Source organism: Mesorhizobium sp. ANAO-SY3R2 (assembly GCF_042466635.1).
Lineage (GTDB): Bacteria > Pseudomonadota > Alphaproteobacteria > Rhizobiales > Rhizobiaceae > Aminobacter.
The window spans coordinates 906,367-931,106 of record NZ_CP159955.1; the positions used below are offsets into that span (position 1 = coordinate 906,367).

The window sequence follows — 24,740 nt, forward strand, 5'->3', positions numbered from 1 at the left end:
TCCTGTTGCGGAGACAGAATGCGCCCATTCAGAACAAACGAAAAGCCGACGCTTCTCCGCCGGTCTCGTCGCTGGCCTCCCTTGGGTTCATCTATTGGGCGTACATGCTCTACTGCCCCGGACGCCCCGACTTGCCCGGCTTCTTCCTTGCGCGCGCGGCCTCGGCCGGGTCTTCATAGGAGCCGGCGCCGATCTTGGCGCGCTTGATCGGCTTTATCCCCTCGACCGGCTTTTCGGTGCGCCCGACCGTCATCTCGTCGAGGGTGTTCTTCCTGAACAGGCTTCTTCCATCGTCGGGTACGCCATAGTCCGAACCGTGGGCTTCGGCCGCCGACTGCTTCTTGAACAGGGGGCGCGAGATCGCACCGGCCGGCGTCGCCATGTCGGTGCCGGGGCCCATGTCGTCGATGTCGGGCTTGCGGAACAGGTTCGGCCGGGCGGCCTTGGCCGCCTCTTCCGCTGCGCGTGCTTCGTCGAGCTTGCGAAAGCGCTCCTGCTCTTCGGCAGTGCGATGCTTGGCCACGCCCTTGTTGTGCTTGCCCTTCTCGCGGCCAGAGGACGGGCTCTGTCCCTCGACCTCGCGCGCCAGCGGGTCGTCGGAGATGGCCAGCTCCATCTCGCGCAGGCGCTTGATCTCATCGCGGATACGGGCGGCCTTCTCGAAGTCGAGATCGGCGGCGGCGTTGCGCATCTGCTTGTCCAGCGCCTCGAGATGGGCCTTGAGGTTGTTGCCGATCATCGCGCCCGCATCGTCGGTGAACTGTGAGATGTCGGCGCGGACGTGGTCCTTCTCGTAGACGGATTCGAGAATGTCGGAGATGCGCGACTTCACGCTTTCGGGCGTGATGCCGTTGGCTTCGTTCCACGCCATCTGCTTTTCGCGGCGGCGCGTGGTCTCGGCCATGGCGCGTTCCATCGAGCCGGTGATCTGGTCGGCATAGAGGATGACCTTGCCGTCGACGTTTCGCGCCGCGCGGCCGATGGTCTGGATCAGCGAGGTCTCCGAGCGCAAAAAACCTTCCTTGTCGGCGTCGAGGATGGCGACGAAACCGCATTCGGGAATGTCGAGGCCTTCGCGCAGAAGGTTGATACCGACCAGCACGTCGAACGCGCCGAGCCTGAGGTCGCGGAGAATCTCGATACGCTCCAGCGTATCGATGTCGGAGTGCATGTAGCGGACGCGCACGCCGTTCTCGTGCAGATATTCGGTCAGGTCCTCGGCCATGCGCTTGGTCAGCACCGTTACCAGCGTCCGGTAGCCGGCCTGGGTGGTGGCGCGGATCTCGCCGACGACGTCATCGACCTGGGTTTTTGCGGGTCGGACCTCGACGGGCGGATCGATCAGGCCGGTCGGGCGGATGACCTGCTCGGCGAAGACGCCGCCGGCTTCCTCCATCTCCCAGTTGCCGGGCGTCGCCGAAACGGCGACCGAGAGCGGGCGCATGGCGTCCCACTCCTCGAAGCGCAGCGGCCGGTTGTCCATGCAGGACGGCAGGCGGAAGCCGTATTCGGCCAGCGTCGCCTTGCGCCGGAAGTCGCCGCGATACATGCCGCCGATCTGCGGCACGGTGACGTGGCTTTCGTCGATGAACACCAGCGCATTGTCGGGGATGTATTCGAACAAAGTCGGCGGCGGATCGCCGGGGCGCCGACCGGTGAGGTAGCGCGAATAGTTTTCGATGCCGGCGCAGGAGCCGGTCGCCTCGAGCATCTCCAAGTCGAAGCGTGTGCGCTGTTCCAGTCGTTGCGCCTCGAGTAGGCGGCCAGCCTTTTCAAGCTCTTGCAGACGATGCTGCAGCTCTTCCTTGATCGACTTGATGGCCTGATTCAAGGTCGGGCGCGGCGTCACATAGTGCGAATTGGCGTAAATCTTGACCGACTTGAGGTCGCCGGTCTTCTGGCCGGTGAGCGGATCGAACTCGGTGATCGAGTCGATCTCGTCGCCGAACAGCGAAATCCGCCAGGCGCTGTCTTCCAAGTGGGCCGGGAATATCTCGATGGTGTCGCCGCGCACGCGGAACGAACCGCGGACGAAGTTGATGTCCTGGCGCTTGTATTGCTGGGCGACGAGGTCGGCGAGCAGCTGGCGCTGGTCGAGTCGGTCGCCGACCTGCATCTGGAAGGTCATCGCCGTGTAGGTCTCGACCGAGCCGATACCGTAGATGCAGGACACCGAGGCGACGATGATGACGTCGTCGCGTTCGAGCAGCGAACGCGTCGCCGAGTGGCGCATGCGGTCGATCTGCTCGTTGATGGTCGATTCCTTCTCGATATAGGTGTCGGTGCGCGGGACGTAGGCCTCGGGCTGGAAGTAGTCGTAGTAGGAGACGAAATACTCGACGGCGTTGTCGGGGAAGAATTTCTTGAACTCGGAATAGAGCTGTGCGGCCAACGTCTTGTTGGGTGCGAGGATGAGCGCCGGGCGCTGCGTCTGCTCGATCACCTTGGCCATGGTGAAGGTTTTTCCCGAGCCGGTGACGCCGAGCAAAACCTGTGTGCGCTCGGCCGAATTGACGCCCTCGACGAGGTCCTTGATGGCGGTGGGCTGGTCGCCCGCCGGCTCGAACTCCGACTGCATGACGATCTGGATGCCACCCTCGGATTTCTCCGGCCGGGCAGGGCGGTGCGGCACCCAGATCTCGCCGTCCTTGTGCAGCGGGTTGCCGCTTTCGATCAGTGCTGAAAGTGCTGCGACGGTGGCGGTGACGCCGGAATTGGACAGCGAGGCTGCGTCTTCCAGGCTGATGTCGAGGCCGGCGACCGGGTTGAGGCCGGCGGCGGCGCGCTCCTTGGCCGAGGCAGCGCCGCCCATCGAGGTGCCGCGCGCCGAGCGGGTGGGGGCTGAGCTCTTTTCCGGGATCTTCTTTGCCTTGGGGTGCGGCTTGTCGGCTTCCCGTGCAATCTCTTCGGCCCAGTCGGAAATCGAGCCGGAAAGCGGCGTGCCCGACAGTTCCGCCTGCGGCGCCTCGTTGAAACCCTGATGATGCAGCGGTTCGGACGCGTCGAGAAAATCGGTTACGCCATTGCCACCGCGCTTGCGCGGTCCGGCGCGGTCGTTGCTCGCCGAAATGGGCGATTTTTTCTCAGGGGATTTGGCCATGGCGGGAATATGGGCAGAGTCCGTGCAAATGGAAAGGGCGCGGGGCCGGAAAGCCGGCACCCGCGCCCTCGCGCGATCGTGCTGCTGACAGCAGGCTGTCAGGAGGTTGTCACCGGGGGCAGGGCAGCCCGCCGCCGATCCTGCAGTTGGCACCGGCCGGACCGCCGGGTCTCGAAGGCCGTGGCGGGCGGCCATCATGCGGCGGCCTGCCATGCGGTGGACGGTCCCATTGCGGAGGACGGTTGTCCGGCGGACGGTTCCAGTGTGGCGGACGATGCGTCGGGGGCCTGTTCCAATGCGGCGGCCGCACGACGATCGGCGGCGGCACGATCACTACCGGTGGACGGTAGGATGGGCGGTACGACGCGTCGGCCAGCAGGTTGGCCGATACCCAGCCGTGAATTCCGCCGCGACGGATGTTGCACCAGTTCATGTCGCAACCGCGCACGCTAACGGCCGTGCCGGCCGCCAGCGTGCCGACGCGGGGGTAGCCTACGCCCGGGCCAGCGCGGACGTTGACATTGCCGGTTGTGAAGGCATCCGCGGCCATGGCAAGCGCCGGAAGCAGCATCGCTCCGGCCGCCACCAAGGCGGCAGCGGCAAGTCTTCGAAAGATCATGGGCAGTTCTCCAGGCCGAATCGTATTCCGAACGTCGCCAAACTAACGCCCTTTGCAGCCTCGGCCAGAGCGCCGATGTCGTTATGCTTTACGCCTGTGTAACGCGGCGCGTTCCGACGGCTCCGTTCATTGCAAAAATTTGCCGGGGCGGTCGCGCGTCGCCGGATACGGGCGCAAATTGCTGTTATGCTTACAGCAGCGAAACTTCGGGCGGCGCGTGTCCAACTATCCATTTTCCTACAAGATTTCCTGGCCTGTTCGGTTCCTGAAGCCGTCGCTTGGCGGCGCCAAAGGTTTCATGCCGGCGCATGGCGAATTCCTGCCGGTGGTGGGCAAAGGCGTGCGGCTGGCCTTCGTCGGGGACATCTCGGCCGAGGCCAACCGCCGGGCGCCCATCTGCGATGCGGATCTGGCGGCGCTGCTGGCCAGCGCCGACCTTATTGTCGGCAATTGCGAGAGCCCCGTCGTGCGGCAACCGAGCGCACGGCTGGGGACCAGGATCGGCACGCACCATGCGATGACGCGCGAGTTCCTGTCAGCCGCGCTGGAAGCGACAGGCATCGCGCGCGACCGACTGGTGCTGTCCCTCGCCAACAACCATGTGCTCGACCAGGGCGTCGAAGGTTATGAGGAGACGCGCGCGACGCTTGATGCCCTCGGCATCGCTACTGTTGGAACCGACACCATTATCGCCCGAATGGCGGTCGGACCGCTGACCATCGGGCTGGTGGCATTCACGCAATGGCGCAATGCCGGTGCCGCCGACTTTTCCGGTCGGGTGGCGATGGTCGAAGACTTTTTCGCCGCCAGCAGGGGCGGCTTGCAGGGCGTGACCGACATCGATCTCGTCTGTGCCGTGCCGCACTGGGACTGGGAGTTCCGCCATTTTCCGCGTCCGCAAACGCGGGTGTGGGCGCGGCGCTTGGCCGGGCTTGGCGTCGGGCTCGTTGCCGGGCATCACGCGCATGTGGTGCAACCGGTCGAGCGGATCGGCGAGACGCTGGTCGCCTACGGGCTCGGCGATTTCCTTGGCACCGCATTCGTTCGCCAGCCTTGGCCGGGACGCATCGGCGCGGTGCTCGTCGTCGATGTCAGCGCCGATCATTCGACGCGCGGACGTGTGGCCAGCTATCGCATGGTGCCGTTCATGCGCCTGCGCGAAGGCGATCGCGAGCATCTGGTGCCGCTCGCCAAGGTGGCTGGCCGTCTGGGCGCCAAGGCGCGGGAGCGTTGGGCAGTAGTCTACGGTGCCGGACAATCCAGTCTCACGAACTGAATCGGCTTTTCGCGCCAAGTCGTTGTGTTGGCGAGGTGTCGGCCAATCCCCCGCTCAGCCGTAGCGGAGCTTCAGGCCGACGATCATCAGGATGAACAGCAGCGTCACCGAGTTCGACAGGATCACCGGCAGCGAGCCGAGTGCGATCCCGTAGACGATCCACAGCGAAATGCCGGTGGCGAGCGCGGCGTTGGTGCCGAGCGAGATGTCGCTGGTCTTGCGTTCACGCAGGATCTTCAGGATCTGCGGAAGCCAGGCAAGCGTGGTCAGGATGGCGGCCACGGCGCCGACGATTTCGAACAGGGGGTGCAAGGCAGGAGCTTTCGAAACAGCACGCATTGTGCGGCGCGAGCTATGCCAGAACCATCACTCGCTGTGAAGCGGTCGCGGCGGACTGGACCAAAGGAACGCCAGAGCCAAACGACGCAGGGGCAGGCTATCGCGCGCAGAATCTGCGGGAGAAAATGCCAGTGAAGGCATTTTTCAGAGCTTCGTGATCGCCGAAATCGAATTCTGGCAGTCGGGTGGCCGGGCGATGACCGGGGCGTGACGCCTTCAATGCCTTCAATGGCATGGGCTGGCGGCTGATCTCGTCTGAGCCCGCAGGGGCCGAAGCAGATGCGCTGCGTTCGAATATGGCAGAATTAAGCTTATGATTCTGTTCGATAATTTCACGGAACGTGATTTGCGTCGAGGCAGGCTGGCGGGCAATCTCCAACTCGTTCGGCGGGCCCCGCTACGAGGGTAGGGCACCGCGAGGACGAAGAAAGTACGGGAGTACCAGACATGAACAAGATCCTTGCTGCGACCATCGCTTCGCTCGCTTTCATCGGTACGGCCTATGCCGCTGATGTGGAAGGCACGGTCCAGGCGGTTGATCCGGCGACCAAGTCGATCACGCTCGAGGACGGCAAGACCTATGTCGTACCCGAAAGCATTTCGATTGAAGGACTGGCCGCAGGCGCCAAGGTCAAGGTGACCGTTGATGACACGACTGGCGCGGTGACCGCCGTCGACAAGGCCTCCTAAAGGCCTGTCGAACGCGCCCGGCCGGATTTCGCCATTCTCCCCGGCCGGGCGCGTTCGAACTCAAACGGCTCCCTTCCAAGGCAGCCAACTGCCGGTCCCTCGGGACCGGCCTTTTTCATTTCGGTATGTCAGAAGCCGACCGGCAGGTTCTGTGCGAACCAGGCCGACGAGCGCTTTGCGGCGGCAAGCGTGCTGCCGGCTGCATGGCCGAGGCCGTTACGCACCAGCGCATAGCCGTTGGCGGTCCGGTAGAGTATCGAGCGGCCGCCTTTGATGACACCGGAATATGCGGCAGGCGCGATATCAGGCTGCATGGCAGGGGCGGGCGACACCGAGGCAAGCTGCGGCTCGGTGAACTCGCTGGTGCGGCAAATGCCGGTGACCAGCGGGTAGTCGTGATTGCCCTCGCGCAAGATGCGGCTTTTCATTGCCGCCTCGCAATCGGCGACCGATGTCCATTGCGCCGGCGTCTCGCCGATATATTCGCAGAGCTTGGCGTCGCAGTCGCAGCCGACGATGGTCATGGCGACAAGGGCAGACTTGATCACGGTCCGAATCCTTCGTTTGTTCCCGTGACGATCTCTCCGCTGCGATCGCGGCGCCATTTGGCCGCAATCATGGCATGATTTTGGCGCGGCTTGCTCGCGGTAGGGTTGCTGTGGCGGGTCCAGGTGCCCGGCTCCTGTGAAGCGCGTTCCACACATCATGTGAACTTTAAAAGCTTTCCCTTGCGCATTCGCCGCCGCAGCGAACAATGCACGCGGCAGTAGGTTGCCGTGGAGGGTATTGCCTGGTGAAAATCGGCGTCGTCAGGAATCCGGCGGCTGGCGGAGGCCGGCTCAACACGCATTGGTCGGAGGTGGCGGCGGCATTGGTCACGCGCTTCGGCAATGTCGAATTCCGCGAAACCGAAGAGGCAGGCGATGGCGCGGTTCTGGCGCGCGATCTCGTGGCCCTGGGTTGCGAAATGGTGGTTGCCGCGGGCGGCGACGGCACGGTCAGTGAGGTGGCCGACGGGTTGCTGCAGATGCAGGTGGAGACCGGCAAGGGCGCTGTTCTGTGCATTCTGCCCTGTGGCACGGGGCTCGACTTCGCCCGTGGCATGGGAATTCCGACCGGAGTGATGGCAGCGGTGGCGCGGATCACCGATGGGAGGGACCGCCTCATCGACGCCGGTCGCATCTCCTTCATCGAGGATCACGGCCGGCTGGCGAGCCGACATTTCGTCAACATCGCGAGCCTTGGCATGTCGGGTGCGACGGTTCGGGCGGTCAATGCCGACAAGCGCAAGGGGCGCATGTCGGCAAAGGCCCTGTTCTTCTGGCGCACGGTGAGGGAATTCCTGCGCTACCGTTTCCAGGACGTACGCATCACCGTCGACGACGGTGAGCCGATCGAGGCCAGGGTGGCGCTGGTGGCGGTGGCAAATGAAAGATTCTTCGGCGGCGGCATGATGATCGCGCCAGACGCCGTACCCGACGATGGGCTGTTCGACATCGTCATCCTGCGCGCGGCGGGCAAGCTCAGGCTGATCTTCGATCTCAGGCTGCTTTATGGCGGACGCCACCGCAATCATCCGGCGATCACCATTCTGCGCGGCCGCAAGGTCGTGGTCGAGCCGCTGGGTGATCCGCTGGCCAATGCAGCACTTGTCGACATCGACGGGGAATCGCCCGGGCATATTCCGGCAACCTACGAGATGCTGCCGAAGGCGCTGAAGATCAGGTGCTGACGCGGTCGGGCTAGGTATCCATTGCCCTGACCAGCGCTTCGATCTTCGCCGCTTTCTCGAAATGGTCGAGCTTGTGGGTTCGGATCCACCATTCCGCGGCTTCCATCAGAAGCTCGGGGTCGTCGTTCTTGTTGGCGAAGAACGCATAGAACGACAGGCCCACATCAGGGCCCTTGGCGGCGATCTTGCGCGCGCAAACGTCCAGTATTTTCGCTCTCAGGCTCGCCCGCACGGTACTTTCCTATTCAATTCGCCACGGATACATCCGGCTTCCGACGCATCTGCGCGACGAGGCGGAGCTGCCATCCTGATTCAGCTTGGCGATCCAAGCCGCTGTTGTCGTTAGCCAATTGCCTGGCTCAGGGAAATAGCGGCTCCGGTGTCATTTCGAGGTGCAGCGGTCCGCCGTTCCACGGATGTGCCTCGCACACCGCCTCGTCGAGCTCGACGCCGAGGCCGCGCTCCTTCGAGGGGATGACGCGCCCGTCCTGCCACTCGAGCGGCTTTTTCAACAGCTCGGCGTGGAAGCCGTCCCAGGTTTTGATTGATTCCAGTATCAGGAAATTGGGCAGCGTCGCGGCGAGTTGGATGTTGGCCGCACCGACGATCGGCCCGCAATAGCAATGAGGTGCTATCTGGATGTGGTAGGCCTCGGCCATGGCGGCGATCTTCTTGGTTTCCAATATGCCTCCCGAACGGCCGAGATCGGGCTGCAGGATGGTGGCGGCACGATTTTCGATGACGCGGGCGAATTCCCACTTGGTGGTGAGGCGTTCGCCTGTCGCGATGGGGATCTTGGTGCCGCGCGCCACCTCGGCCATGACTTCGGGCATGTCGGGAGGCACCGGCTCCTCGAACCAGAGGGGATCGTAGGGCTCGATGGCGCGAGCCATGCGCAGCGCGCCCGAGGCGGTGAACTGGCCGTGCGTGCCGAACAATATGTCGGCCGACGTGCCCACCGCCTCGCGGATCGCCTTCACCATGCGCACCGAAAGGTCGATGTCGATCAGCCGCGGCTGGTGGCCGTCGAAGGCGGTGTAGGGGCCGGCGGGGTCGAGCTTTACGGCGTTGAAACCCTGGGCGACATAGGCAAGGGCCGTTTCGGCGGCGAGGTCGGGGTCATTGTAGACGTTTTTGGCACTCTCCGTTTCGTTCGGAAAGACGCTTCCCGATCGCGGGTAGAGATAGGTGTAGGAGCGCAGCGCCTCGTGAACCTGCCCGCCGAGCAACTTGTAGACCGGCTTGCCGGCCTCCTTGCCGATGATGTCCCAGCAGGCCATTTCGAGCGCCGACACGCAGCCCATCATGGAAATATCGGGACGCTGGCTGAACCCGGACGAGTAGGCGCGGCGGAAAAAGCTCTCGATGTCGTGTGGGTCGCGGCCGACGAGGTGGCGGGCGGCGCAATCCTCGATCATCCTGGCGGTGATGTCGGGGCCGAAGGTGGCGTTGTAGGCTTCGCCATAGCCGACTACGCCTCCGTCGGTGGTGAGCTTGACGAAGATGAAGTAGCGCCCGCCAGTCTGCGGCGGCGGGTTGTTGACCACGAAGGTTTTGACGTCGGTGATTTTCATCGGTTCTCCACTCCCAGAAAAGCCGCCGTCGGCTTGTTGACTACTGCGTGTCCTCCAGCACCATCCCTGCACCCTTCCAGCCGGTCATGATCGAGGTGGCGTTGGTGTTGCCGGTGATGTTGTCGGGGAAGATCGAGGCGTCGATGACGCGAAGGCCTGAGAGACCGTGCACGCGCAGGCGCGGGCCGACAACCGACGTCGCCGGGTCGGACCCCATACGGCAGGTCGACACCGGATGGTAGACGGTGCCCGAGCGCTTGCGGAAATCCTGAATCAAGTCCGCGTCGGAAGTGATTGACGCGCCTGGCAAAACCTCTTCCGAAATGATGTCCGCAATCGGCGGCATCGCGGCCAGCTTGCGCAGATATTTCACCGCGTCGAGCATTTCGGCGACATCGCTCTCGGTCGAGAACGCGTTGACGGTGATGCGCGGATAGACGGTCGGATCGGCCGATTGGATCATGATCTCGCCACGGCTCGACGGCCGGCAGTTGGACAGGCCGATGGAGAAGCCGGGGAAGGGGTCGGGCGACAGGATCGGCCGTTCGCCGCGCTTGGGCAGGACCGTCGAGAATACCTGGAAATAGAGCTGCATGTTGGGGCGCGTGCGCGCCGCATCGGTGCGGAAGAAGCCACCGCCCTGGTTCATGCTCATCGACAGCGGGCCCGAGCGCAGCAGCAGATATTGCGCGCCGACCACAAGCTTGCCCCACCAGGGGCGAAGGATCTGGTTGAGCGTCGGCACCGTGGCTTTCCAGGTGTAGTTGATGCCCTGGTGGTCCTGGAGGTTGCGGCCGACCTGATCGCTGGCGTGGACGATCGGGATGCCGAGCCCCGTGAGCAGGCCTGCCGGGCCTACGCCGGAGAGTTGCAGCAGTTGCGGCGAGTTGACCGAGCCGCCGCACAGGATGACCTCGCTCCCGGCTCTGGCAGATTTCTTCTGACCGTTCTGCAGATACTCGATGCCGACAGCGCGGCTGCCTTCGAACAGGATTTTTGTCGCCAGCGCGTGCGTCTCGACGCGGACGTTTGCGCGTTTCATGGCCGGGCGCAGGAAGGCGCGGGCGGCCGACATGCGGCGGCCGTCCCGGGTGGTGATTTGATAAACGCCGGCACCCTCTTGGGAGGAGCCGTTGAAGTCCTGATTCAGCACCATGCCGGCCTGCTGGGCAGCAGCGAGGAAGCGGCGGGTGAGCGGGTGGATGTTCTTGCTGTTGTCGGTGACATGGACCGGGCCGCCCCGACCGCGCAGATCGGTCGCACCGGCCTGGTTCTCCTCGATCGCCTTGAAGGCGGGCAGCACGTCGCTCCAGCCCCAGCCGACATTGCCGGCGTCGCGCCAGGCATCGAAATCCTCCGCCGCGCCGCGGATCCAGACCATGGCGTTGATGGAACTCGAACCACCCATCACCTTGCCGCGTGGCCAATGGTCGGAGGCGCCGAGAAGGCCGGGGTCGGGCTCGGTGGAGTAGTTCCAGTTCACCGCCGGGTCATGGAAGGTCTTGCCATAGCCGAGCGGCATCTGGACGAAGAAGCGCCGGTCGCTGCCGCCGGCCTCGAGAACAAGGACGGTATGGCGGCCGCTGGCCGACAGCCGCTCGGCCACCACCGAACCGGCGGAGCCCGAGCCGACCACAATGAAGTCGAATGTCTGCATGGAAACGGCTAACCGTCCGGTCAGAATGAAGGTCCGCGCCAGACTAGCGCCGGCTTGTAGAGCGCGTCGCCGGAGGTTCCGGCATGGCTTGTGAAATATGCGACTGCTGGTGATCGGTAAAGCGCGTTGACGCATCGCCAGCTCGGACGATACGGGTGAGGGATCAAGCGAATCCGAGGAACTGGCAATGGTCCGATATGCTGATGGCAAGCCGCACGGCGAACTGACTCTGCGGACTTTGGCCATGCCATCGGATGCCAATGCCGCCGGCGACATCTTCGGTGGCTGGGTGATGGCGCAGATGGACCTTGCCTGCGGCATCCGTGCGGCCGAACGCGCCCGGGGCCGCGTGGTCACGGCGGCGGTCAAGGAAATGGCCTTCGCCAAGCCGATGAAGATCGGCGACACTTTGTGCATCTACACCCATGTCGAGCGCGTCGGCCGCACCTCGATGACGCTCAAGGTCGAGGCCTGGGCGCAGCGCTATTTGTCGGAATGGATGGAGAAAGTGACCGACGCCGACTTCGTCATGGTGGCGCTGGATGGACAAGGCCGACCGAAGCCGGTGCCGGCGGAGTAAGCTTCAGTCTGCTTTCGGGACTTGCGCGCAGGCTAATGCTAGCAGTTCGTCCAGATTCCCCGAAAAGGGTTCTCCGGGGCGGTGGGCGAATTCGAAAATATCGGTCTTGCCTTCGCGCATTCGATAGAATTCATACCGGTCGTCGAATATCTCCACCGATATTGCTGGTGAGCAGTCCCATCCAAGCTCGAACGTCGCCCAGTATCCTGGCACAATATGATCAGGCGGCATCAGGCGCTCTCTCGCATGCATGATGAAGTCTTCTGCATTCCTAATCGTATCAGGCGAGAAATCACGTTCCTGCGACCGAACCAGTTGCTGTATGGCTTCTGCGACGTCGTTCCATCCGAAGTTCATTTCGGTTTCCTTCACCCCGCTGCGGTGTCGAACTTCATCCTTGCCTCGGCCACGCGGTCCTGATTCCTGCGCGCCCATTCCCCAAGTGCAAAGACCGGAACCAAAAGCTCGCGGCCAAGCTCGGTCAGTTCGTAGTCGACGCGGGGCGGGATCGTCGGGAAGACGGTGCGCGTGACAAAACCGTCGCGCTCGAGCCCGCGCAACGTCGTGGTCAGCATCTTCTGCGAGATGCCGCCGATGGCGTGGCGCAACTCGTTGAAGCGCATCGGTCCGTCACCCAGCCTGCCGACGACCAGCACGGTCCATTTGTCGCCGATCCGCTGCAGGATATCGCTCACCGCGCGACAGTCCTCGGTGCGGTGCGGGTGCCTCGGTATCAAAAAAGTGCCTCCTTGTGCGGGCAAAAATCAGTCACCTATATAGCGCTGGTATCTATTTGATACCAGCTTCGCTTGAAAGGTTCCTGCCATGCCCAAACCCAAGATTGCCATCGTCGTCGGCTCGACGCGTGCCACCCGTTTCGCCGACACGCCGGTGGAATGGATCGCCAAGATCGCAAGGTCCCATGCCGGCATCGAGGTCGAAGTCGTCGATCTCAGAGATTTCCCTCTGCCGTTCTTCGACGAAGTCGCCTCCTCCGCCTGGGCGCCCTCCCAGAGCGAAGTTGCCCAGCGCTGGCAGAAGAAGGTGGCTGAGTTCGATGGCTTCATCTTCACCGCAGCTGAATACAACCACGGCCCGACCGCCGTGCTGAAGAATGCGCTCGATTACGCCGCCAAGGAATGGAACAAGAAGCCGGCCGGTTTCGTCGGCTATGGTGGTGTCGGTGGCGCCCGCGCCGTCGAGCAACTGCGCATGCATGCCGTGGAGCTGCAGATGGCGCCGACCAAGGCTGCCGTCCATATTGTCTGGGCCGATTTCCTGGCGGTGCGCCAGGGCGAGAAGAAGCTCGCCGACATCGAACATCTCAACCAGGCTGCCAACGGGCTGATCGAAGAGATCGCCTGGTGGGCCAAGGCGCTGAAGGTGGCGCGCGAAGCCGACGTGCTCGCCGAAGAGGCCAAGGCCGCCTGAGCAGAGACTGAGAGAAATTCCTCCCAAGGGAATCAAGGGCGGCCTGGAGCCGCCCTTTTTGTTCCTGTCAGCGCACCGGTTCGCGCTGGGAGCCGGGCAGGCGGCTTGCCAGGATCTTGTCGATGCGGCGGCCATCGAGATCGACCACCTCGAAGCGCCAGCCTTGCGCATCGACGCATTCGCCGGTCGCGGGCAGGTGGTGCATGTGCGACAGCACGTAACCGGCGACGGTCTCGTAGTCGCGGCTGTCAGGCAGGTCGATGCCGAGCAGGTCGGACATCTCGTCGGCCTGCATGTAGCCGGCGAGCAGCCAGGAGCCGTCCTCGCGCTGGACCGCCGTGTCGTCCTCGTCCTCGTCCAGATCGGAGCGGAAGACGCCGGTGATGGCCTCGAGGATATCCGCCGGCGTGACGATGCCTTCGAAATGACCGTACTCGTCATGGACCAGCGCCATTGGCACGTCAGACTGCTTCAGCGTTGCCAGCACGTCGAGCGCGTCGGCCTGGTCGTGGACGATCGGGGCGGTTCGCACATGCTTGCGCGCATCGAACGCGCGGCCGGCAAGCAGTGAAGCAAGCAGTTCGCGGGTTTGCACCACGCCGACCATGGCATCGACCGATCCTTCGCCGGCCGGCAAGCGCGAATGTTGGGTTTCCATCAAGAGCTTGCGGATCGCCGCATCGTCGGCCTGGAGGTTGATCCAGTCGACCTCGGTGCGCGGTGTCATCAAGGCGCGCACGGCACGGTCGCCGAGCCGCATGACGCCGGCAATCATGCGCCGCTCGTCGGATTCGATGGTGCCGTGATGCTCGGCCTCGGCGACGAGCATCTTGATTTCCTCGTCGGTGACCTTTTCCTGGCTTTCGCCGTGCTGGCCGAGCAGCCACAGCACGGTGCGGCCGGAGATGTCGAGCAGCCACACCAGGGGCAGCGCGACCTTGGCCAGCAGCGACATTGCCGGTGCGACGCGGACGGCCACGCCCTCGGGATCGCGGAGCGCAATCTGCTTGGGCACGAGTTCGCCGATGATCAGCGATGCATAGGTGATGATGGCGACGACGATGCCGACGCCCAGGGCGTTGGCGGCGCCCGCGCTCATGCCGTTCTCGACCAGAAATGAACTCAGCCGTTCGCCGAGCGTGGCGCCGGAGAAGGCGCCGGAAAGCACGCCGACAAGCGTGATTCCGATCTGAACCGAAGACAGGAACTTGCCGGGGTCCGCACCAAGGTCGAGAGCACGCCCAGCCCCCTTGACGTTGCGGTCGATCATCGCCTTGAGGCGTGCCGGGCGTGAAGAAACAATGGCAAGCTCGGACATTGCCAACAGGCCGTTCACACAGATGAGGACGACCACGATACCGATTTCAGCGTATAGCATAATGACCGCTCATAGCATTCCGCCTGGCGTTTCGAAAAGACGGCATCGAAAATACTGTTTTGTCGTCACGAGGGCTCGCGTTGCCGCTAGCGCATCGGCCCGAAAATCGGAATCGATTTTCGGAAAGCGCTATGCGCAGATTCAACAATTTAGAGCGTCCTTTATGCGTCCATTCGGACGCACGGCGCTCTAAGGTGCCTTGGCAAGTAGCGCGACCAGTATCTTCCCGTCGGTGAAATAGGGATCGCCGCCGCCATTGCGCCCGTTCCTGGTCAGGCCGATGCCGGGAATCGCCTCGGCCGAGATGACATGGCCGGCTTGTGAAAGATCGCGGATCAGCGAATCGCGCTCGGCGTCGACGTCGGGGGCGATGTGGTGGGTGACAGCACCTGTGTCGTGGCTCAAGCCGACGCTGCGGTCGAAGGTCGCCGCCCCGTACCAGGTCGGCCGGCCGTCGGAAGCAATGGCAAAAGTCAGCCACAGGCGGATGTGGTGGCGCACATCGGGGCTGTTCCCATCGGGTTTTTCGAAGGCGAGATCCTGCGGGCGGCCTTCAAACAGCAGGGTGCTGACCGGGGCATCCGGGTAGGGCCGGTCGAGTACGACGCTTTCGCTGATCTTGAGCGATGATTTCAGCGAAAGCCGGTCGGCTCGGTCCCACCCAGCGGCGGCGAAGGCGCTGGTCACATCTTTCTCGGAGCCGACCAGGCCGATATTGATGGGGTCGCCCGGAATGCCCTGCGGGGTGGTGGTCACGAAAGCGGCAGGCTTGATGCCGTCACGCAGGATCCGAAAGGACCAGATTTCGGGGGCAGCAAAATAGGCCAGCGACAGGTAACCCGCGCAGATGGCGGCGAACCATAAGGCTGCCTGCCTGTGCAGTCTCCCCCGAGCCATTGGGTGCCATCGCCGTTAGATGCAGAATATTTTTATCCCGTTTCGAGAGAGCTCGCAACGAAAGGCTGTCTTTCCGTCATTGCCGCGTGGCTGGGCGCCATACCTCAGCGGCAGGCGCGGTAGCCGTTGCGGCGCTGCTTGACGTCGAAATGGAAATGGTTGCGGTGGTCGTAGTTGTAGCCGGGGCCGAGCACCGTGTTGAAATAGTTGCAGCCGTCGGCGCGCACGGTGTTCAGGAAGCCGCGGGTGCGGAAGGCGAACAGGCCGGGCTTTTCCACCTCGATGTCGCGGCCGCTGTTGAGCTCGATGCGCATGATGTCGAGCGCGTTGCCCTTGCCGTGCTCCGAAAGGGTCCGTGAGCCGGCGATCTTGCGGCACGAATAGCTCGAGCCCTGATGGATGGTCTTGACGCCGGAGAAGTAGCGCATACGGGCAGCAGGCACCAGTTCGCGCTTGGTCCAGGCGGCGAAGCTGGCCGCCATGGCGCAGGTCACCGTGGCAGCCGGCTTCATCTGCACCGAGCCGATGGCCGAGACCTTGACGGGATAGTCGATGCCGCAGGCGGCTCCGTCCTGGATCGGGGGCAGGTCGCTATATTGCACGTCGAGCTTCTTCAGGTCCTTGCGGCAGTCGAGCTCGTCGGCCGGCATGGCGCTTGGAACGCGCAAGGGAGCGGTCTGCGGCAGGTTCGACGGGTTGTCGAGTTTTGGGTAGGCGACCATTTGCGGGTTGGAGGGCACGAGCGCCTGCAGGCCACGCGTCGGCACGAGCGAGGCCGTCTGGACGGGCGGCGGCGAGGCTGGCGTTATCGTTCCCAAGCTTTGCGCCTGGGCATCCAGTGTCGGTTCGATCGGCTCGGGGGCAGCAACCATCATCTGTGCGTCCGGTTGGGGTGCGACGGCCACAGGCATCGGGGCATATTGCGGCGCCACTTCGACACGCTGCAACGATGCGGTCTGCGAGCCGACATCGACGGCTGGCTGGAGCGTAAAGACATCGCCGGTGGTGCAGGCGCTGACGCCAAGGCCGGCCGCGGCAAGTGCCACGGCAACGATCAGGAAGCGCTTGTGCGACACCTGACGTGCGATGTTGGCTGCTGCGATGGCGGCGCGGCAATCTGCGGCCATGCGGAAGGCTCCTGTCCCCTGAAGGGGCAGAGTCTAGCCGGCAAGGGTAAAGGAAAGATCAGCAGCACAGCACGGTTAACGGCTGCGGCCGAAATGGGGCGTCACTTGCAGAAGGTGCCGCCATTGCGGCGCGGCGCGAGATCGAAATGGAGGTGCAGGGAATGGTCGGCGTCGCTGCCGGGACCGAGCACTGTCTTGAACGGCCCGCAAGCCGCCTTGCGTATGGCGGCAAGGAATTCTGCATTTTTGCCGGGCGGAGCGGGCTCGACATCGATGGCGCTGCCCCCTGCGAGGGTGAAGCGAGCAATGTCGAGCGCATTGCCGAAGGCATGCTCGGACAGTTTGCGCGTCCCGTTGCGCGGACGGCAGACATAGGCAGAGGCCTGGTCGATTGTCGCCAGCTCTTCCCCGAAGGCCGATTTCGCGGTCGGCGTGATTACGGTTGTGGCAAAACGGACAGTGGCTTCCGCAGCGGTGCAATTGATGACGGCGTCGGGTTCCAGGTCGATCGTTGCCGACAGGCGCTTGAGCCTGATCGGAAAGGGCAGCGCGCAGCCTTCGGCGCTTGCCTGCGGCGAGGCCTCCTCGAAGTCGCCGCCGAGCACTTTCAGGCGCGCGCGGCAGGCTTTTTCCTCTGGCGGCATGATGGCTGGGCGCTTGGCAGTGGAGCGCTTGTCCGGGAGCATTTTTGGCGCGGGCGGGCCGAACATCTCCCTGTCGGGCGGTCCCTCGACAGATCGGTTAGGGCGGGCCTGTGGGATCGGTATGGAGGCTTGGTCGGCGGGGAGCTTCAAGCGCGAGGTTTTCGTCTCCGTGCGCTGAGGTGCGAACTGTGGCACGGGCGCACGCGCCGGCAGGACCAACTCCTGGGAAAACGCCGTGTCGACCTGCAGCGCGACGACGAGGAAAAATGCCAGCGATCCGTGACGGCGACCGTTGATCATCGGGGTCAACGGCACAGCGCGCCGACGGTTGCCTGGCGGGCGGGATCAAGACATCACTTTCGGTGACGGAGCTGTCACGCGACGGTGGCCAATGGAACAGGCACCTCAGGCACCGAGCACCTCGAGGCCTTCCTCCAGCCAGTCGCCCAGCATCGGCATGCCGAGCAGGTATCTTGCCGTGCGGCGGTTGCCGCGCTGTTTGGCTTCGGCGACCGCGTCCTGCCATTCCGAGGCGTCATAGTCGCCCCGGCCGACCCAGGCGAGGGCCACGAGCTCGGCGGCCTCATCGACATTGAGGTCGTTGATGAGTTGGCGCAGTTCCTTTTCGGTGAGGTTTTCTTCCTCTTCCTCGGCAAGCCCGTCGTGAAGATGGTTGTCGCGGATGCCGCCGTCATATTCGATCTCGTGCTCGGCACCGTCTTCATAATCCTCGTTGACGCCGGCGCTGATCGCCTTGGCCTTGAGGATGAAGAGTCGAACGGTATCCGGACCGATGGTCAGGTCCCACTCTCTTGTGGGCCGTTGCTGCACGATAGCGCTCCTGCTCTGCCCCCTACGCGATGATAGCGCATTTGCGGACAAGGTCACGAACTCGTTACGGCAGACGGCCCGGGAAGATTGACACGCTCGTGCAGCAGGCGGAAAAAGTGCCCCTTCCTCCCTCCAAGACGGTTTTTTTCATGGCAATGCTGCTTTCGCCGAAGGTGTTCCCCATTCTGATGCTGATCGCGTCGAACGTGTTCATGACCTTCGCCTGGTACGGGCATCTGAGATTCAAGGCTGCCCCGCTCTATGCGGCGGTGATCTTCAGCTGGCTCATCGCCTTTTTCGAATATTGGCTTGCGGTGCCGGCAAACCGCGTCGGCCACCAGGTCTATTCGGCCGCCGAACTCAAGACGATGCAGGAGGTGATTACGCTCAGTGTCTTCGTCATCTTTTCGGTCTTTTATCTCAAGGAAGGCATCACCTGGAACCACGCGCTGGGGTTCATGCTCATCGCAGGCGGGGCGGCTCTCATCTTCCGCGGGTAATTGCGGATGAAATACCACTTCCGATGCGTTAGCCTCTGCGTGGGCAAGCTCAGGAGGTAGCGATGCAGTCCCGATATGTGAAGCTTCTGGCCGGCGCGATGGTGTCGCTGCCGATGTTCGTGGCGCCGGTTCTTGCCGCAGGCAGCGACAGTCCGCCGGCGCAGGACACCAAATGCGCCGACGGCCTCGTCTACAACAAGAAGACCAAGAAGTGCGAACCGCCGAAGGCGGGCATGATCGACGACGACAGCCTTTACGAAGCCGGCCGGGCGCTCGCCATGGACGGCAAATATGACGAGGCAATCAAGGTTCTGGCCCTCGCTGCCGACAAGACCGATCCGCGCATCCTCAACTATCTCGGCTACTCACACCGCAAGGCCGGCCGGGTCCTCGTCGGGCTCGGCTACTACCAGGAAGCGCTACGCAACAATCCCGACTACACGCTGGTGCGCGAATATATGGGCGAGGCGCATCTGATGCTCGGTGACGTCGCCGCCGCGCGCGTGCAACTGTCCGAAATCGAAAGGCGCTGCGGCAAGGGCTGCCGTGAATACGACATGCTCGAGCACCAGATAGAGGTTTATCTGAGGGGGTAGGTGGGAGTAGCGAATGGCGAATAGGGAATAGGGAATAGGGAATAGGGAGTAGGGAATAGGGAAAATCTCTCCCCATTTTTACTCACTACTCACTACTCACTACTCACTACTCGCTATTCGCTATTCGCTCTTCTTATCACCCCGCGACAGGCGGACGACGGCGCCATCATCCTCGTCCGTCAGCAACCAGACCGCGCCGTCGGGAGCCTCGATCACGTCGCGGATGCGGCCGAACTCGCCCTCGAGCATGCGCTCCTCGTCAAGGATCTTGCCCTTGGCGTCCCGGTGAAGGCGGCTGACCAATTGGAAGCTCAGGGCACCAACGAGCAGGTCGCCCTTCCATTCGGGGAACATATTGCCCTGGTAGCTGACGAGGCCCGAGGGCGCGATCGAGGGATCCCAATAGTAGAGCGGCTGTTCATAGCCCGGAGCGGCCGTGCCTATGCCGATCTTCGTGCCATCGTAGTTGGTGCCATAGGAGATGATCGGCCAGCCATAGTTCTTGCCGGCTTCTGGGTGGTTGACCTCGTCGCCGCCCTTGGCGCCGTGTTCGACGGTGACCAGTCCGCCCATAACCGGATCGATGACCGCGCCCTGGATGTTGCGATGGCCCTTGGACCAGATTTCAGGTGCCATCTTCTTGCCGTCGGGCGAAGGATTGTCGGCGGGAATGGACCCGTCCGGCTTGATGCGGACTACTGCGCCGGCCGCGTCGTGCATGTCCTGCGCCCGCATTTCCTGGCTAAGGTCGCCAGTGGTGATGAACAGCGTGCCGTCGTCGTTGACCACGATGCGCGAGCCGAAATGCCATTTGGTTTTCGACTTCGGTGCAACCTCGAAGATTACCTTGACGTCTTCGAGGCGAGGGCTTGCCCCTTCGCGGTTCAGTCGGGCCCGGGCGACGGCGATACCGGTGCCTCGCCGAGCGGGCTTGGCATAGCTGAAGAAGATCGTGCCCGAGCGCTCGAAATCACGGGCGATGGCAATGTCGAGCAACCCGCCTTCGCCGCCGACAGCGACCTTGGGCACGCCTTTGACCGGGGCGGAAAGACCGGTCTTGGTGAGGATGCGGATCCGGCCCGGCCGCTCGGTGACGAGCGCGTCGCCGCCGGGCAGAAAGGCCAGGCCCCACGGGTGCTCCAGGCCGCGGGTGACGATGTCGGCGCGCAGTTTCACCTTTTGCGTGTCGAAGCTGCGGCTCTCGGCCGCTGCCGGTGTCAGCGCCAAAGCGAGCGCGATCGCACAGAGGGATGTCCTGAAGCTCATCGGTACCGCACAGGTTTCGTGTCGCCTTCGCCACCATCACACAGCATCGCAAGGTTGCAAAGCCAATCACAAGCGGGTGAACCGGGGCGCCATTGTGGCCTCATTGCCAACAGGCTGATGGGCGCACCGCATTTTTTGACGTGAATTCTTCCGCAGGCTTGCTATATTGATCAGAAATCGAGGTGAGACGGTTCCGTTGGCGCAGGCCACCGAACCGTTTTCTTTTTTGTGCCTCGCGGCTGCAACAGGAAAGCCGCGTGGCAATGGCCAGGAGAGGTCGACTATGAACAAGGTTCCGATGACTGCCGGTGGGTTCACTGCGCTGAAGGAAGAACTGCGCTGGCGCCAGCAGGAAGAGCGTCCGCGCATCATCGAGGCCATCGCCGAGGCCCGCTCGCATGGCGACCTGTCGGAGAATGCCGAGTACCACGCCGCCAAGGAATCGCAGAGCCTCAACGAGGGCCGCGTCAACGAACTCGAGGATCTGATCGCGCGCGCCGAGGTGATCGACGTCAGCAAGCTCAACGGCGACAAGGTCAAGTTCGGCGCCACCGTCGTTCTCCTCGATGAGGACACCGAGGAAGAAAAGACCTACCAGATCGTCGGTGATCAGGAGGCGGACGTGAAATCGGGCCGCATCTCGATCTCCTCGCCGATCGCGCGTGCGCTGATCGGCAAGGAAGTTGGCGATGCCATCGAGGTCAACGCGCCCGGTGGCGCGCGCGGCTACGAGATCGTCCAGGTGCAGTTCATCTGAGGTGCGGGACGGCCCCTGGCCGTCGCGGTACCGGATTTGGCTAAGATGACAGAAGTGAAAAACCGCGCCAGAGATTCCGGCGCGGTCGATATGGCGCAGATCGATGTGGTTGCGCCCAATCTCAAGAAGCGGCTTTCGGGCGTTACCAGCACCATCGTGCAGCTGGTTCCGGTGCAGGCGCGTGATCTCGGCATTGCCGTCGTAGGACCTGGGCTGCCCGACAGCCTGCCCAGGATCAGGTGGTGGCAACTGCCCGCACTGCTGTTGCGTCCCGCCTCCAAACGCGCCCGCATCTGGCATGCCCGGCGCAATGTCGAGATGGTGGCGGGTCTGGTACTGCGCCAAATCTTTCGCGCGCCCTTGCGTCTGGTTTTCACGTCTGCTGGCCAGCGTGACCATCAGCCATTCACCAAATGGCTGATCCGCCGCATGGACGGCGTGATCGCGACGAGCCGGCTTTCTGGCGGTTTCCTTGAAGTGCCGCACAAGGTGGTCATGCACGGCGTGGACCTTGAGAAGTTCCATCCGCCGCGCACTGCCGACGATGAATATTCCGCTGCAGGTCTGCCGGGCAAATATGCCATCGGCTGTTTCGGCCGTGTCCGCCACCAAAAGGGCACGGATCTTTTCGTCGAGGCGATGATCGCCCTTTTGCCCGACCATCCGGAGTGGACGGCGGTCATCACCGGCCGGGTGACGGCCGAACACGAAGGGTTTGCCAAGGAGCTCGAGCGCAAGATTGCCGCCGCCGGCCTCTCCGACCGCATCCTTTTCCTCGGCGAGGTGCCTGACATTGCCGTATGGTATCGGCGGGTGACGCTCTATGTCGCGCCGTCGCGCAACGAGGGGTTTGGGCTGACGCCGCTTGAAGCGATGGCGTCGAGCACCGCGGTAGTCGCGAGCGACGCCGGCTCATATGCCGAGATCGTCACGCCCGGTAACACGGGTGCTGTGGTTGCGGCCGGCGACGGCGCAGCGTTGCGCGAGGCGATCCGGCCTTATCTCGAGAATCCCGAGCAGGCGGCGGCGCATGGCGCAGCCGGGCTCAAGGACGTGACGCAGCGCTTCCGGCTTGAGAATGAGGCCGCTGGGTTGCGCGCCGTCTATGAAACAGTGTGGGCGAATGGTTAGCAGGAGAGGGCGGAATCCGGATTGGTTATTTGTCGCGCGCGACAACAACTATGGGCTGACGCGCGATGTCGAGTTGCTCATGGCGGCAATCGTCAAGGCCGGCGGTAGCGCCGACTTTGCCACGATCCGCGACCGTTCGCTGATAGATTGGGTGATGCGGCGGCAGGCCGCCCAAAACATCGTTCATATCGAGCGGGTGTTTCCCCGCTGGCTGTCGGCCGGCGCGAAGAACTGGCTGATACCGAACCAGGAACGCTTTCCGCGCCGGCATGCCGGACGGCTGCGCAAGATCGATCGTGTGTTGGCCAAGACGCTACATGCGGAACAGATATTTTCCCACATCGGTGTGCCCACGACCCATATCGGCTTCACGTCGGAAGATCGGCAGGACATCACCGTCGAGAAGAACTGGAACAGCATTCTGCATCTTGCGGGCGGAAGCACGCTGAAAGGGACGGAAGATATCCTTGCCCTGTGGCGGGCGCATCCTGAGTGGCCGCAACTGTTTCTTGTGCAAAAAGCAGCCAATGCGCCCAGGTCCGTGCCTCACAATGTGACCCTCTATTCCGGCCATATCGACGACTGGGAATTGAAGCACCTGCAGAATGCCTGCGGCATCCATCTTTGCCCGTCGCGGGCTGAAGGCTGGGGACACCATATCGTTGAAGCTATGTCGGTCGGTGCTGTTGTCGTCACCACGGACGGGCCGCCGATGAACGAGCATATCGATGCGACATGTGGCGTGCTGGTCGAGGTCGAGCGCTCGGAGCGGCGGCATCTTGGCGAGAGCTTCTTCGTCGATCGCAAAGCCCTGGAAACGGCGATCATTGGCTTGTTGGCCATGGACAGCGCGACCAAACGAACGATTGGCATGCAGGCGCGCGAACGCTACGAGAAGATCGGCGAATCCTTCAGCCAGAACATCTCGAACCATCTGGGTCTCAGCATCCAAGCCCCTCATGAGGCAAGGCAGCATACCCCGGCGATCTCGCATTCCTGATCGCGCAAGTACAATAAGGGGGGCCAGCATATGGGGCTTTCGGTCATCATCATCACCCAGGACGAAGCGCACAACATCGGACCGTGCCTGGAAAGCGTTAGCTTCGCCGATGAAGTCGTCGTTCTCGACGGCGGCAGCTCCGATCGAACCCGCGAAATCGCCTCCGAAATGGGCGCCAGGGTACACATTGCCAGCGACTGGCAAGGGTTCGGCGTGCAGAAGAATCGGGTATTAGCGCTCGCTACGCAGGAATGGGTCCTGTCACTCGATGCCGACGAGCGTGTGTCGCCGGAATTGGCTGCATCGATCGCTGCATTCGTTGGCGGCAATTCTTCCCGCGACGCCTACGAAATGTCGCGCATGACTTGGTACTGCGGCAAGTTCCTCCGTCACTCCGGCACCGCCCCCGACTATGTGCTCAGGCTGTTCCGGCGCGGTACGGCGCGGTTCTCCGACAATCTGGTTCACGAACGATTGTTGCCTGACGGTCCGGTCGGCCGACTGGAAGGCAAGCTGTTGCACTACAGCTTCATGAATTTCTCCGATGTGCTGAAGAAGATCGACGGCTATACGACTGCGTCGGCCAAACAGGCTCTCGATGATGGTCGCACATCCTCAGTTGGCAAGGCCGTCGGCCGGAGCCTCTGGATGTTTTTCCGTACCTATGTGCTCAAACGTGGATTTTTGGACGGTGCTCACGGCTTTGCCATGGCCGCTTCAGCCGCACAGGGGACCTACTATCGCTATATGAAAATCTGGAACGGCGGGCAGGAAGGCGCAAAGGCGCCGAAATGACAACTACGTCTCGTGCACCAAGCGTCACTGTCATAGTGAACACATATAACTGGGCTTCAGCGCTCAATCTGTCCGTTCGTTCGCTGATGCGGCAAACCGACCGTGACTTCGAGATCGTCATCGCAGATGATGGTTCCAAAGACGAAACCAAGCGTCTCGTCGACAGTCTCGCGGCGGAGACTGACCTTACGGTAACGCATGTGTGGCATGAGGACATCGGCTTTCGGCGTACCCAGATATTGAACAAAGCCATCCAGGCGTCGCGCGGTGACTACCTGATATTTCTCGATGGCGACTGCATCACTCAGCCGGACTTCATCCGTCGTCATCGTCAGTTGGCCAAGCCATCCTATCTGGTCACAGGCAGCCGCATCATGCTCGGCCCCGATCTCAGTGCAGCACTTTGCGAGCGTGGAGCGGTCGATTTCGGCGCGCTACGCCGCAACGCGCTTCGTTATCGTGCCAGCGGAGATCTCGCTAAGGTCATTCCGTTGTTCGTGAGGCTTCCGGATGCATCATTTCGCAACTATCGGAAATTCACTTGGCGTCGCGTGAAGGGTTGCAACATCGGTTGCTGGAAACAGGACGCGCTGAAGATCGGCGGTTATGACGAAGGTCTTACCGGATGGGGCCATGAGGACGTGGATTTCGTCTTTCGGATGTATGAGGCAGGCGTTGAGCGCCGGTCCGGGACCTGGGCGACCGAGGTGCTTCATATCTGGCACAAGATGGCAGATCGCAGTAAGGCCGACGGAAACTGGCAGATCGTCCTGGAGCGGATGAAGAAGTCAGTACGGCAATGACGCGGAAGATCGTGCAG

Annotated in this window: 27 protein-coding genes; 12 read left to right on the top strand and 15 right to left on the bottom strand. The window is 62.9% G+C overall.

The window, feature by feature from the left end; genetic code table 11:
• Positions 1-109: 109 nt before the first annotated feature.
• Together uvrB and ABSY17_RS09150 are read right to left on the bottom strand one after the other, a co-directional pair.
• Positions 110-3,100, bottom strand: a complete 2,991-nt coding sequence (uvrB, locus tag ABSY17_RS09145) for an excinuclease ABC subunit UvrB (RefSeq protein WP_378949554.1) — start codon at positions 3,098-3,100, stop codon at positions 110-112.
• Positions 3,101-3,209: 109 nt separating this feature from the next.
• On the bottom strand, positions 3,210-3,719 hold the full coding sequence (locus tag ABSY17_RS09150; protein ID WP_378949557.1) for an SH3 domain-containing protein: 510 nt from the start codon (positions 3,717-3,719) through the stop codon (positions 3,210-3,212).
• A gap of 139 nt (positions 3,720-3,858) precedes the next feature.
• Between ABSY17_RS09150 and ABSY17_RS09155 the strand changes: the two genes are divergently transcribed.
• On the top strand, positions 3,859-4,995 hold the full coding sequence (locus ABSY17_RS09155; RefSeq protein ID WP_378949560.1) for a CapA family protein: 1,137 nt from the start codon (positions 3,859-3,861) through the stop codon (positions 4,993-4,995).
• A 54-nt stretch (positions 4,996-5,049) separates the two neighbouring features.
• Here ABSY17_RS09155 and ABSY17_RS09160 read toward each other — a convergent pair whose 3' ends face one another.
• Positions 5,050-5,307, bottom strand: a complete 258-nt coding sequence (locus tag ABSY17_RS09160; RefSeq protein ID WP_378949563.1) for a SemiSWEET transporter — start codon at positions 5,305-5,307, stop codon at positions 5,050-5,052.
• Between the two features lie 474 nt (positions 5,308-5,781).
• Here ABSY17_RS09160 and ABSY17_RS09165 point away from each other — a divergent pair, with 474 nt between their 5' ends.
• Entirely contained in the window at positions 5,782-6,024 is a 243-nt protein-coding gene (locus ABSY17_RS09165; protein WP_378949565.1) for a DUF1344 domain-containing protein, read from the top strand.
• A 128-nt stretch (positions 6,025-6,152) separates the two neighbouring features.
• On the opposite strand, the gene ABSY17_RS09170 is transcribed toward ABSY17_RS09165, so the two are convergent.
• Positions 6,153-6,572, bottom strand: a complete 420-nt coding sequence (locus ABSY17_RS09170; protein WP_378949568.1) for a hypothetical protein — start codon at positions 6,570-6,572, stop codon at positions 6,153-6,155.
• Positions 6,573-6,817: 245 nt separating this feature from the next.
• Here ABSY17_RS09170 and ABSY17_RS09175 point away from each other — a divergent pair, with 245 nt between their 5' ends.
• Positions 6,818-7,756, top strand: coding sequence for a diacylglycerol/lipid kinase family protein (locus ABSY17_RS09175; protein WP_378949571.1), 939 nt, complete (start codon positions 6,818-6,820; stop codon positions 7,754-7,756).
• A 10-nt stretch (positions 7,757-7,766) separates the two neighbouring features.
• Here the strand turns inward: ABSY17_RS09175 and ABSY17_RS09180 are convergent, their stop codons facing one another.
• From ABSY17_RS09180 to ABSY17_RS09190, 3 genes are all read right to left on the bottom strand, one after another.
• Positions 7,767-7,988, bottom strand: a complete 222-nt coding sequence (locus tag ABSY17_RS09180) for a DUF6500 family protein (RefSeq protein ID WP_378949575.1) — start codon at positions 7,986-7,988, stop codon at positions 7,767-7,769.
• Positions 7,989-8,115: 127 nt separating this feature from the next.
• The gene (locus tag ABSY17_RS09185) at positions 8,116-9,330 is read right to left on the bottom strand and encodes a mandelate racemase/muconate lactonizing enzyme family protein (protein ID WP_378949578.1); all 1,215 of its coding nucleotides are present in this window, start codon (positions 9,328-9,330) and stop codon (positions 8,116-8,118) included.
• A gap of 40 nt (positions 9,331-9,370) precedes the next feature.
• Positions 9,371-10,987, bottom strand: a complete 1,617-nt coding sequence (locus tag ABSY17_RS09190) for a GMC family oxidoreductase (RefSeq protein ID WP_378949582.1) — start codon at positions 10,985-10,987, stop codon at positions 9,371-9,373.
• A gap of 187 nt (positions 10,988-11,174) precedes the next feature.
• On the opposite strand from ABSY17_RS09190, the gene ABSY17_RS09195 reads away from it, so the two are divergent.
• Positions 11,175-11,567, top strand: a complete 393-nt coding sequence (locus ABSY17_RS09195; RefSeq protein WP_378949585.1) for an acyl-CoA thioesterase — start codon at positions 11,175-11,177, stop codon at positions 11,565-11,567.
• 3 nt (positions 11,568-11,570) lie between these two features.
• Here ABSY17_RS09195 and ABSY17_RS09200 read toward each other — a convergent pair whose 3' ends face one another.
• Together ABSY17_RS09200 and ABSY17_RS09205 are read right to left on the bottom strand one after the other, a co-directional pair.
• Positions 11,571-11,924: a hypothetical protein gene (locus ABSY17_RS09200; protein WP_378949588.1), complete on the bottom strand. Its 354-nt coding sequence runs from the start codon at positions 11,922-11,924 to the stop codon at positions 11,571-11,573.
• An 11-nt stretch (positions 11,925-11,935) separates the two neighbouring features.
• Positions 11,936-12,304 carry a winged helix-turn-helix transcriptional regulator gene (locus tag ABSY17_RS09205; protein ID WP_378949590.1) on the bottom strand — a complete coding sequence of 123 codons (369 nt, stop codon included), beginning with the start codon at positions 12,302-12,304 and terminating at the stop codon, positions 11,936-11,938.
• Positions 12,305-12,392: 88 nt separating this feature from the next.
• Here ABSY17_RS09205 and ABSY17_RS09210 point away from each other — a divergent pair, with 88 nt between their 5' ends.
• A complete protein-coding gene (locus ABSY17_RS09210) occupies positions 12,393-12,998 on the top strand; it encodes an NADPH-dependent FMN reductase (RefSeq protein WP_378949593.1) in 606 nt (201 codons plus the stop codon).
• Positions 12,999-13,065: 67 nt separating this feature from the next.
• Here ABSY17_RS09210 and ABSY17_RS09215 read toward each other — a convergent pair whose 3' ends face one another.
• The 5 genes from ABSY17_RS09215 to ABSY17_RS09235 all read right to left on the bottom strand — a co-directional run bounded on the left by ABSY17_RS09215 (position 13,066) and on the right by ABSY17_RS09235 (position 17,875).
• On the bottom strand, positions 13,066-14,376 hold the full coding sequence (locus tag ABSY17_RS09215; protein WP_378949596.1) for a hemolysin family protein: 1,311 nt from the start codon (positions 14,374-14,376) through the stop codon (positions 13,066-13,068).
• A 189-nt stretch (positions 14,377-14,565) separates the two neighbouring features.
• Positions 14,566-15,273: an LssY C-terminal domain-containing protein gene (locus ABSY17_RS09220; protein ID WP_378949599.1), complete on the bottom strand. Its 708-nt coding sequence runs from the start codon at positions 15,271-15,273 to the stop codon at positions 14,566-14,568.
• A gap of 104 nt (positions 15,274-15,377) precedes the next feature.
• Complete coding sequence (locus ABSY17_RS09225) at positions 15,378-16,400, bottom strand: extensin family protein (protein WP_378949602.1); 1,023 nt, start codon at positions 16,398-16,400, stop codon at positions 15,378-15,380.
• A 101-nt stretch (positions 16,401-16,501) separates the two neighbouring features.
• The gene (locus ABSY17_RS09230) at positions 16,502-17,086 is read right to left on the bottom strand and encodes an extensin family protein (protein ID WP_378949605.1); all 585 of its coding nucleotides are present in this window, start codon (positions 17,084-17,086) and stop codon (positions 16,502-16,504) included.
• Between the two features lie 363 nt (positions 17,087-17,449).
• Positions 17,450-17,875, bottom strand: coding sequence for a DUF3775 domain-containing protein (locus tag ABSY17_RS09235; RefSeq protein WP_378949608.1), 426 nt, complete (start codon positions 17,873-17,875; stop codon positions 17,450-17,452).
• Positions 17,876-18,024: 149 nt separating this feature from the next.
• Here ABSY17_RS09235 and ABSY17_RS09240 point away from each other — a divergent pair, with 149 nt between their 5' ends.
• Positions 18,025-18,375: a DMT family protein gene (locus ABSY17_RS09240; protein WP_378949611.1), complete on the top strand. Its 351-nt coding sequence runs from the start codon at positions 18,025-18,027 to the stop codon at positions 18,373-18,375.
• A 62-nt stretch (positions 18,376-18,437) separates the two neighbouring features.
• Complete coding sequence (locus ABSY17_RS09245) at positions 18,438-18,971, top strand: tetratricopeptide repeat protein (RefSeq protein WP_378949614.1); 534 nt, start codon at positions 18,438-18,440, stop codon at positions 18,969-18,971.
• Between the two features lie 120 nt (positions 18,972-19,091).
• Here ABSY17_RS09245 and ABSY17_RS09250 read toward each other — a convergent pair whose 3' ends face one another.
• Positions 19,092-20,237, bottom strand: coding sequence for a PQQ-dependent sugar dehydrogenase (locus ABSY17_RS09250; protein WP_378949617.1), 1,146 nt, complete (start codon positions 20,235-20,237; stop codon positions 19,092-19,094).
• Positions 20,238-20,520: 283 nt separating this feature from the next.
• Here ABSY17_RS09250 and greA point away from each other — a divergent pair, with 283 nt between their 5' ends.
• Genes greA through ABSY17_RS09275 form a run of 5 tightly spaced genes read left to right on the top strand, consistent with a single transcriptional unit; the run spans position 20,521 to position 24,723 of the window.
• Positions 20,521-20,994: a transcription elongation factor GreA gene (greA, locus tag ABSY17_RS09255; protein ID WP_378949620.1), complete on the top strand. Its 474-nt coding sequence runs from the start codon at positions 20,521-20,523 to the stop codon at positions 20,992-20,994.
• Positions 20,995-21,039: 45 nt separating this feature from the next.
• The gene (locus ABSY17_RS09260) at positions 21,040-22,125 is read left to right on the top strand and encodes a glycosyltransferase family 4 protein (RefSeq protein WP_378949623.1); all 1,086 of its coding nucleotides are present in this window, start codon (positions 21,040-21,042) and stop codon (positions 22,123-22,125) included.
• The gene (locus tag ABSY17_RS09265) at positions 22,073-23,125 is read left to right on the top strand and encodes a glycosyltransferase (protein ID WP_378949626.1); all 1,053 of its coding nucleotides are present in this window, start codon (positions 22,073-22,075) and stop codon (positions 23,123-23,125) included. Before ABSY17_RS09260 ends, ABSY17_RS09265 begins: the two co-directional genes overlap by 53 nt.
• Positions 23,126-23,155: 30 nt before the next feature.
• Positions 23,156-23,920 carry a glycosyltransferase family 2 protein gene (locus ABSY17_RS09270; protein ID WP_378949629.1) on the top strand — a complete coding sequence of 255 codons (765 nt, stop codon included), beginning with the start codon at positions 23,156-23,158 and terminating at the stop codon, positions 23,918-23,920.
• Complete coding sequence (locus ABSY17_RS09275; protein WP_378949631.1) at positions 23,917-24,723, top strand: glycosyltransferase family 2 protein; 807 nt, start codon at positions 23,917-23,919, stop codon at positions 24,721-24,723. The genes ABSY17_RS09270 and ABSY17_RS09275 overlap by 4 nt, the downstream gene beginning before the upstream one ends.
• The last annotated feature ends 17 nt before the right edge of the window (positions 24,724-24,740 follow it).